The following is a 595-nucleotide window of genomic DNA, read 5'->3' on the forward strand; positions in this document are numbered from 1 at the left end:
GTGCTGCCGGGCTGTCGGGCCCTGCTCCACCAGGGCGGGGGCGCGGCGGTGCTGGCCGCCGCCACGGCCGGGGTGCCGCAACTGATCGTCGCGCCCCGCCTCGAGCAGCAGCTCAACGGGGCGCGGCTGGCCCGGGTGGGCGCCGGGATGTATCTGCCCGCCGATGCCCTCGACGGCACCCGGCTGGGGGCGCGGGCGGCGGGCGGGCGGCTGGCCCTGGACCTGTTCACACTGCTGGAGCAGCCCTCGTACGCGGCGGCGGCGCACGCCCTGCGGCGGGAGGCGCTGGCGATGCCCGGCCCGGACAAGGCGGTCCTGGTGGTCACCCGGCTCACGGGCCCGACGATGTGAGCGCCGCTGTACGCGAAAGGCCCCTCACCGAGGTGAGGGGCCTTTCGCTGTCTGTGCGCCGCCAGGGACTCGAACCCCGGACCCGCTGATTAAGAGTCAGCTGCTCTAACCAACTGAGCTAGCGGCGCCTGCTGACGTAGGAGACCTTAGCACTCGGACGCCACGGAGCGAAAATCGATAACTTTCAGCCCGGAAAGACGGCGGGTGTGCTGGTCACAGCCGTGCCGACAAGATCACAACCGGC

General features: G+C 72.1%; 1 protein-coding gene and 1 tRNA gene. One reads left to right on the forward strand and one right to left on the reverse strand.

The window, feature by feature from the left end; genetic code table 11:
• A partial coding sequence (locus tag KN815_RS48415; RefSeq protein WP_372458665.1) for a nucleotide disphospho-sugar-binding domain-containing protein occupies nucleotides 1-351 on the forward strand: 351 nt, incomplete at its 5' end.
• Nucleotides 352-405: 54 nt separating this feature from the next.
• Here the strand turns inward: KN815_RS48415 and KN815_RS48420 are convergent.
• Nucleotides 406-479 (reverse strand) — tRNA-Lys (locus KN815_RS48420).
• Nucleotides 480-595 lie beyond the last annotated feature (116 nt).

It is taken from the genome of Streptomyces niphimycinicus (assembly GCF_018883605.1).
Classification (GTDB): Bacteria; Actinomycetota; Actinomycetes; order Streptomycetales; family Streptomycetaceae; genus Streptomyces; species Streptomyces niphimycinicus.